Raw genomic sequence first — 7,390 nt, 5'->3', positions numbered from 1 at the left:
CGGCGGGGACCCCGCCGGCCCGTCCCGCGCGCCGCGGGCGGGCGCGGCGGGCCCGGCGTGCCAAGATCCCCGGACGCGGGCCCGCCGGCCCGCAGCCGCCACGAGGAGGACCGGTGCCGAGCAGCAGCCCGCAGGCCACGGGGACGGACGCCGTGCGCGTCGTCGTCGTCGACGACCACTCCCTGTTCCGCCGCGGCCTGCAGATGGTCCTGTCCACCGAGGACGACATCGACGTCGTGGGCGAGGCCTCCGACGGCGCCGAGGCCGTGCGCCGGGTGGAGGAGCTGCTGCCGGACGTGGTGCTGATGGACGTGTGGATGCCGCGCCGCTCGGGCATCGACGCCTGCGCGGAGATCAAGGCGGTGGCCCCCTCCACGCGCATCCTCATGCTCACCTCCTCCGAGGAGGAGGACGACCTGTTCGGCGCCATCCGCGCCGGCGCCAACGGCTACCTGCTCAAGGACGTGCCCGCCGAGGAGGTCGCCGACGCCATCCGCGCGGTCGTCACCGGGCAGTCCCTCATCACCCCGAAGATGGCCGGGCTGCTGCTGGGGGAGTTCGCGGCCATGCGCCGGCGCGACGAGGAGCGCAGCCTCGGCGTCGTCGGCGCCCCGCGCCTGAGCCCGCGCGAGCTGGACGTGCTGCGCCTGCTGGCGCGCGGCATGGCCAACCGCGAGATCGCCGGCCAGCTCGGCATCAGCGAGAACACCGTGAAGAACCACGTGCGCAACCTGCTGGAGAAGCTGCAGCTGCACTCGCGCATGGAGGCGGTCGTCTACGCCGTGCGGGAGAAGATCGTGGAGCTGTCCTGAGCGGGCCGCTGCCGCCCCTCCCGGCGGCGGTGGAGGAGATCGGCGCCACCGAGGCGCGCCGCGCAGCGCTGGCCGCGCAGGGCTTCGCCGCGCCCCGCCCGGCGCGCCCGGGGCCCGCGCACGTGGCGCGCGTGGTCGAGCGCCTCGGCGTGGTGCAGATCGACTCCGTGAACGTGCTGTGCCGCAGCCACTACCTGCCCTTCTTCAGCCGGCTGGGGCCCTACCCGCGCGAGATGGTGGACCGCGCCGTGCACCGCCGACCGCGCCGGCTGGTGGAGTACTGGGCCCACGAGGCCTCCCTGGTCGCACCGGCCACGCACCGGCTGCTGCGCTGGCGGATGGCGCGCGCCGCGCACGACGCGTGGGGGAACGTGCGCAGCGTGGCCGTGGAGCAGCCGGAGCTGGTGCGGTCGGTGCTCGCGCACGTCGCCGCGCACGGGCCGCTCACCGCCCGCGAGGTGGAGGCCGCGCTGGCCCCGGGCGCCGGGCGCCCCGGCGACCACTGGGGCTGGAACTGGTCGGCGGTCAAGCGGGCCCTGGAGCACCTCTTCTTCGCCGGGGAGGTCTCCTCGGCCGGGCGCACCGCGCAGTTCGAGCGCCGCTACGACCTCACCGCGCGGGTGCTGCCGCCGCAGGTGGCCGCCGCCCCGGACCCGGACGAGGACGAGGCGGTGCGCGGGCTGGTCTCCCTGGCCGCGCGCGCCCTGGGGGTGGCCGGCGAGGCGAGCCTGCGCGACTACTTCCGGCTGCGCCCGGAGCAGGCGCGCCGGGCGGTGGCCGAGCTGGTCGAGGCCGGAGAGCTGGTGCCGGTGCGGGTGCGCGGGTGGGCCTCCACCCAGCGCCGCCCGGCGTACCGGCACGTGGCCGCGCGGGCGCCGCGGGTGAGCGCGCGGGCGCTGCTGACGCCCTTCGATCCGCTGGTGTGGCACCGCCCGCGCACCGAGGAGCTGTTCGGGGTGGCGGTGCGCCTGGAGTTCTACGTCCCGCGCGAGCAGCGGGTGCACGGCTACTACGTGCTGCCCTTCCTGCTGGGCGAGGACGTCGTGGCGCGCGTGGACCTCAAGGCGGACCGCGCCGCGCCCGGCGGGGTGCTGCGCGTGCTGGCGGCCTGGGCCGAGCCGGGCGCCCCGCCGGCGGCGGCCGGGGAGCTGGCCGCCGAGCTGGGCGACCTGGCGCGCTGGCTGGGGCTGGCGGCCGTGGAGGTCGCCGACCGGGGGGACCTGGCGGCCGCGCTGTCAAGGGCCGTGGGGCGTTCGGGTCACGCTCCGGGCCGCGGCTCAACGTGAGCGGCGGCGCGTCCGACACCTGAGCCGTGGACGTCTCCGAGGTGACCGCCGGGCAGGTGGCGCGCGCCAGCGACCTGCTCGAGCACGTGCTGGCGGAGCTGTCCGGCGCCGACGGCGAGCGCGAGGTGCTCACCCGCGCCGCCGCGGTGGTCGCCGACCTCGTCGACGCCGACGTCGTCGCGGTGTGCGAGGGCGGGCACGTGCACGGCGGCGTGGGGCTGGGGCAGCGCTTCCTGCCCGAGCGCGGCCTGGCGCGCGTGGTGCGCGACGGCGCGGGCACCTTCGCCGTGCCCGGCCTGGGCCGGGTGCGCGCGGTCGTGGTGGAGGTGCCCGACCTGGCGGGGGTGCGCGTGGTCGTCGGCCGCGTCGCCGACCGCGTGCAGGACGCCCCCGTCGAGCCGGCCGACCTGCGCGCGGTGCGGCTGGTGGCGCGCGTGCTCGGGCTGGTGGTGCTGGGCCGGCACGGGCGCGAGCGGGAGCGGTGGCTGCGCCAGCAGGACGCCCGCGGCGCCGCCGAGCGCAGCCGGCTGCAGCGGGCGCTGGCCCAGCGCGAGCAGGTCCTGACCACCTCGGTGCGCTTCCAGCGCGCCGTGGCCGGCCGCCGCCCCCTGCCGGAGCTGCTGCTGCAGATCGCCGCCAGTTCCTCGGAGCTGCTGGGCGCGCGGCCGGTGTCGCTGGTGCTGGCCGACCCGCGCTCGCAGATGCGCATGCGCGTGGTCGCGGCCGTGGGCGAGCCGGTGCTGGAGCCGGAGCGGGCGCTGGCGGCGACGGCCGCCCTGGACGGCCTGGGCGTGGCGGTCGGCGGCGACGGCGCCCCCGCCGCGGCGGCCGTGCACGTCAACGGCCGCGCGGTGGGCGCCCTGGTGGTGGGCACCGGCGAGGGGCCGCTGGACGCGGTGGGCGCCACGGTGCTGCGCGCCTTCGCCGAGCACGCCAGCACGGCGCTGAGCCACGCCGACACGGTGCGCGCGGTGGAGGTCGCCTCCACGGACGACCTGACGAACCTGCCCAACCGGGCGACGCTGCTGCGCCACCTGGAGGTGGCGCTGCGCGCGGCGGCCTCCGACGGGCTGGGCACGGCCGTGCTGTTCGTGGACCTGGACGGCTTCAAGGCCGTCAACGACGCGCTGGGCCACGCCGCCGGCGACGAGGTGCTGGGCCGCGTGGCGCGCCGGCTGCGCCGCTGCCTGCGCGGGGACGACTTCGCCGCCCGCCTGGGCGGGGACGAGTTCGCCGTGGTGGTGCGCGGGCACGAGCCGGAGCGCGCCGCGCGGCGGCTGGCCGACCGGGTGCGCGGGGAGCTGACCGCGCCGGTGGAGGTGGACGGGCGCCGCGTGCGGGTGGGCGCCAGCATCGGCGTGGCGGTGGGCGCGCCGGAGCTGGGGGCCGCGGAGCTGCTGCGCCGCGCCGACAGCGCCATGTACCGGGCCAAGGCGCAGGGGCAGGCGGCCGAGGACGGCGCGCCGGGCGGCACCGTCGCGGTCTTCGAGGCGGGCGCGCACGACGCGGACGTGCTGCGCCGGCAGCTGGAGCAGGACCTGCAGCGGGCGGTGGCCGAGCGGGAGTTCGAGCTCGTCTACCAGCCGGTGGTGCGCCTGTCCGACGGCTCCGTGGTCGGGGTGGAGGCGCTGCTGCGCTGGCGGCACCGCACGCGCGGGCTGCTGGAGCCGGGCGCCTTCCTGGTGGGCGCCGAGCGCTCCCCGGCGGTGGACGAGCTGTGGCGGTGGGTCCTGCGCTCGGCGTGCGCGCGCGCGGCGCTGTGGCGCCGGCAGGTGCCGCAGCTGTCGCTGACGGTGAACCTGTCGGTGCAGCACGCCCTGTCGCGTTCGGGCGCCGACGACGTGCTGGCCGCGCTGACGGCCTCCGGCCTGGAGCCGGGCGCGCTGGTGCTGGACGTGCCGGCGCGGGTGCTGGAGGCGGACCCGGACGTGCTGGCGGCGCGGCTGGAGCGGCTGCGCGCGACCGGCGCGCGCCTCGTGCTGGACGACTTCGCGGCGGCCGACGCGGTGGGCGAGGGCCCCGGCGGCCCCTCGCTGGCGCCGCTGCGGCGCCTGCCGGTGGACGGGCTGAAGCTGCACGGCTCGCTGGTGGCGGAGCTGGACGGCGCGCGGGGCCCGCGCGCGGCGGCGGCGGTGCGCGCGCTGTGCGAGCTGGGGGCGGCGCTGGACCTGGGGGTCGTGGCCGAGGGGGTGGAGCGCGTCGAGCAGGTCCGGCTGCTGCGCGAGGCCGGCTGCTCGCTGGCGCAGGGGCTGCTGCTGGGCCCGCCGCGGGCCGCCGGGGAGGTGCCGGCCGTGCTGGGCGCCGTGGGCGCGGTGGTGGCGGACCTGCTCGCGCCGGGGACCGACGCCCCGGGGACCGAGGCCCCGGGGAGCGGTGCCCCCGACCCCGCGGCCCCGGTGCCGGTGCGGGCGGTGCCCCCGCGCGACGTGCGCCGGCTGCTGGGCCGGACGGGCTGAGCCCGCCGCGCCGCCGGGTGCGCGCCGGGTGCGCGGTGGGTGAGGGGCGGGCGACCGTGCGCGACCGGACCGGTCCGTCCGTGCACCGCCGACGGCCCCGCCGTCGGTAGACTGCTCCCGTGCCAGCCATCGTCGAGAAGGTCCTCCGCGCCGGCGAGGGCCGCGTCGTCAAGCGCCTCCAGCGCATCGCGGAGCAGGTCAACGCGATCGAGGACGACTTCACGTCCATGAGCGACGCCGAGCTGCGCGGCGAGACGGACCGCTTCAAGGAGCGCCTCGCCAAGGGCGAGTCGCTGGACGACCTGCTGCCCGAGGCCTTCGCGGTGGTCCGCGAGGCCGCCCGGCGCACCCTGGGTCAGCGGCACTTCGACGTGCAGCTCATGGGCGGCGCCGCCCTGCACCAGGGCAACATCGCCGAGATGCGCACGGGCGAGGGCAAGACCCTCGTGGCCACGCTGCCGGCCTACCTCAACGCCCTGACCGGCAAGGGCGTGCACGTCATCACCGTCAACGACTTCCTCGCCGAGTACCAGAGCGAGCTCATGGGGCGCGTCTACCGCTTCCTGGGCATGAGCAGCTCCTGCATCCTGTCGCGCATGCGCCCGGACGAGCGGCGCGAGGCCTACGCCGCGGACATCACCTACGGCACGAACAACGAGTTCGGCTTCGACTACCTGCGCGACAACATGGCGTGGAGCACCACCGAGATGGTGCAGCGCGGCCACCACTTCGCGATCGTCGACGAGGTCGACTCCATCCTCATCGACGAGGCGCGCACCCCGCTGATCATCTCCGGCCCGGCCGACCAGCCGACCAAGTGGTACACCGAGTTCGCCAAGATCGTCCGGCAGCTGACGGTGGACGTCGACTACGAGGTCGACGAGAAGAAGCGCACGATCGGCATCCTGGAGTCGGGCATCGAGAAGGTCGAGGACCTGCTCGGGATCGACAACCTCTACGAGAGCGTCAACACCCCGCTCATCGGCTTCCTCAACAACGCCGTCAAGGCCAAGGAGCTGTTCAAGCGGGACAAGGACTACGTCGTCTCCCCCAAGGGCGAGGTCCTCATCGTCGACGAGCACACCGGCCGCATCCTCGCCGGGCGCCGCTACAACGAGGGCATGCACCAGGCCATCGAGGCCAAGGAGGGCGTGCCGATCCAGAACGAGAACCAGACGCTGGCCACGATCACCCTGCAGAACTTCTTCCGCATGTACGACAAGCTCTCGGGCATGACGGGCACGGCCATGACCGAGGCCGCGGAGTTCCACCAGATCTACAAGCTCGGCGTCGTCTCCATCCCCACGAACCGCCCCGCCGTGCGCGTGGACCAGCCCGACCTGGTCTACAAGAACGAGCCGGCGAAGTTCGCCGCGGTCGTGGAGGACATCGCCGAGCACCACGCCACCGGCCAGCCGGTCCTCGTCGGCACCACGAGCGTGCAGAAGAGCGAGTACCTCTCCACCCTGCTCACCAAGGCGGGCGTCGAGCACAACGTCCTCAACGCCAAGCAGCACGAGCGCGAGGCCTCGATCGTCGCGCAGGCCGGGCGCAAGGGCGCGGTCACCGTCGCCACCAACATGGCCGGCCGCGGCACCGACATCATGCTGGGCGGCAACGCCGAGTTCCTGGCCGTGGCGGCCATGAAGGAGCGCGGCCTGGACCCGGACGAGTCGCCGGAGGAGTACGAGGCCACCTGGCCGGACGTGCTCAAGCAGGCCCAGGACTCCGTCAAGGCCGAGCACGACGAGGTCCGCGACCTCGGCGGCCTGTACGTGCTGGGCACCGAGCGGCACGAGTCGCGCCGCATCGACAACCAGCTGCGCGGGCGCTCCGGCCGCCAGGGCGACCCGGGGGAGTCCCGCTTCTACCTCTCCCTCACCGACGACCTGATGCGCCTGTTCAACGCGGCGCTGGTGGAGTCCTTCCTGACCCGCACGGGCATCCCGGAGGACGTGCCGATCGAGTCGAAGATGGTCTCGCGGGCCATCCAGAGCGCCCAGGGCCAGGTCGAGGGCCGCAACTTCGAGATCCGCAAGAACGTCCTGAAGTACGACGACGTCCTCAACCGCCAGCGCGAGGTCATCTACGCCGAGCGCCGCAAGGTGCTCGAGGGCGAGGACCTGCACGAGCAGATCCGCCACTTCATCGACGACACGGTCACCGCGTACGTCGTGCAGGCCACCGGCAAGGGCTTCGGCGAGGACTGGGACCTCGAGGGCCTGTGGGAGGCGCTGCGCAGCCTGTACCCGGTCTCGGTGACGCCCGAGGAGGTCGTGGAGGCCGCCGGCGGCCGCGGCAACCTCACCGTCGAGCGCCTGCTCGAGGAGATGCGCGCCGACGCGCAGTCCTGCTACGACGCCCGCGAGGAGCAGCTGACGGCGCCGGTCCTGCGCGACCTGGAGCGCCGCGTGGTCCTGTCGGTGCTGGACCGCAAGTGGCGCGAGCACCTCTACGAGATGGACTACCTGCAGGAGGGCATCGGCCTGCGGGCGATGGCCCAGCGCGACCCGCTCGTGGAGTACCAGCGCGAGGGCTACCAGCTCTTCGTGGCGATGACCGACGCCATCAAGGAGGAGTCGGTCGGCTACCTGTTCTCGCTGCAGGTCCAGCCCGCCCCGCAGGCCGGCGCCCCCGCGGTGGCGCCCGGCTTCGAGCCGCCCGCGCCGCGCCAGCAGCTGCAGTACACCGCGCCCACCGCGGAGGGCGACGTGGAGGTCCACGCCGGCGACGCCTCCAGCACGGACGCCCCCGGCGGCAACCGCGCCCAGCGCCGCGCCGCCGAGCGCGAGCGCAGCGCCGACTGAGGTCCCCGCGCGCCGCGGGCGCGCGGCAC

General features: G+C 75.7%; 4 protein-coding genes. All 4 read left to right on the top strand.

Annotated features, from left to right (window positions below; all coding sequences use genetic code 11):
* The first annotated feature begins 113 nt into the window (after positions 1 to 113).
* The 4 genes from ACRYR7_RS23195 to secA all read left to right on the top strand — a co-directional run bounded on the left by ACRYR7_RS23195 (position 114) and on the right by secA (position 7,361).
* On the top strand, positions 114 to 812 hold the full coding sequence (locus ACRYR7_RS23195; protein ID WP_432574549.1) for a response regulator: 699 nt from the start codon (positions 114 to 116) through the stop codon (positions 810 to 812).
* A 29-nt stretch (positions 813 to 841) separates the two neighbouring features.
* Positions 842 to 2,098 carry a winged helix-turn-helix domain-containing protein gene (locus ACRYR7_RS23190; RefSeq protein ID WP_432574548.1) on the top strand — a complete coding sequence of 419 codons (1,257 nt, stop codon included), beginning with the start codon at positions 842 to 844 and terminating at the stop codon, positions 2,096 to 2,098.
* Positions 2,099 to 2,124: 26 nt separating this feature from the next.
* Positions 2,125 to 4,554 (top strand): putative bifunctional diguanylate cyclase/phosphodiesterase, encoded by a 2,430-nt coding sequence (locus ACRYR7_RS23185; RefSeq protein ID WP_432574546.1) that lies wholly within the window; start codon positions 2,125 to 2,127, stop codon positions 4,552 to 4,554.
* 119 nt (positions 4,555 to 4,673) lie between these two features.
* The gene (gene secA, locus ACRYR7_RS23180; RefSeq protein ID WP_432574544.1) at positions 4,674 to 7,361 is read left to right on the top strand and encodes a preprotein translocase subunit SecA; all 2,688 of its coding nucleotides are present in this window, start codon (positions 4,674 to 4,676) and stop codon (positions 7,359 to 7,361) included.
* The last annotated feature ends 29 nt before the right edge of the window (positions 7,362 to 7,390 follow it).

Source organism: Kineococcus gurbantunggutensis (assembly GCF_050871925.1).
GTDB lineage: Bacteria > Actinomycetota > Actinomycetes > Actinomycetales > Kineococcaceae > Kineococcus.
Note: the sequence above shows the minus strand (reverse complement) of the source record. Positions and strands in the feature narration are given on the sequence as shown.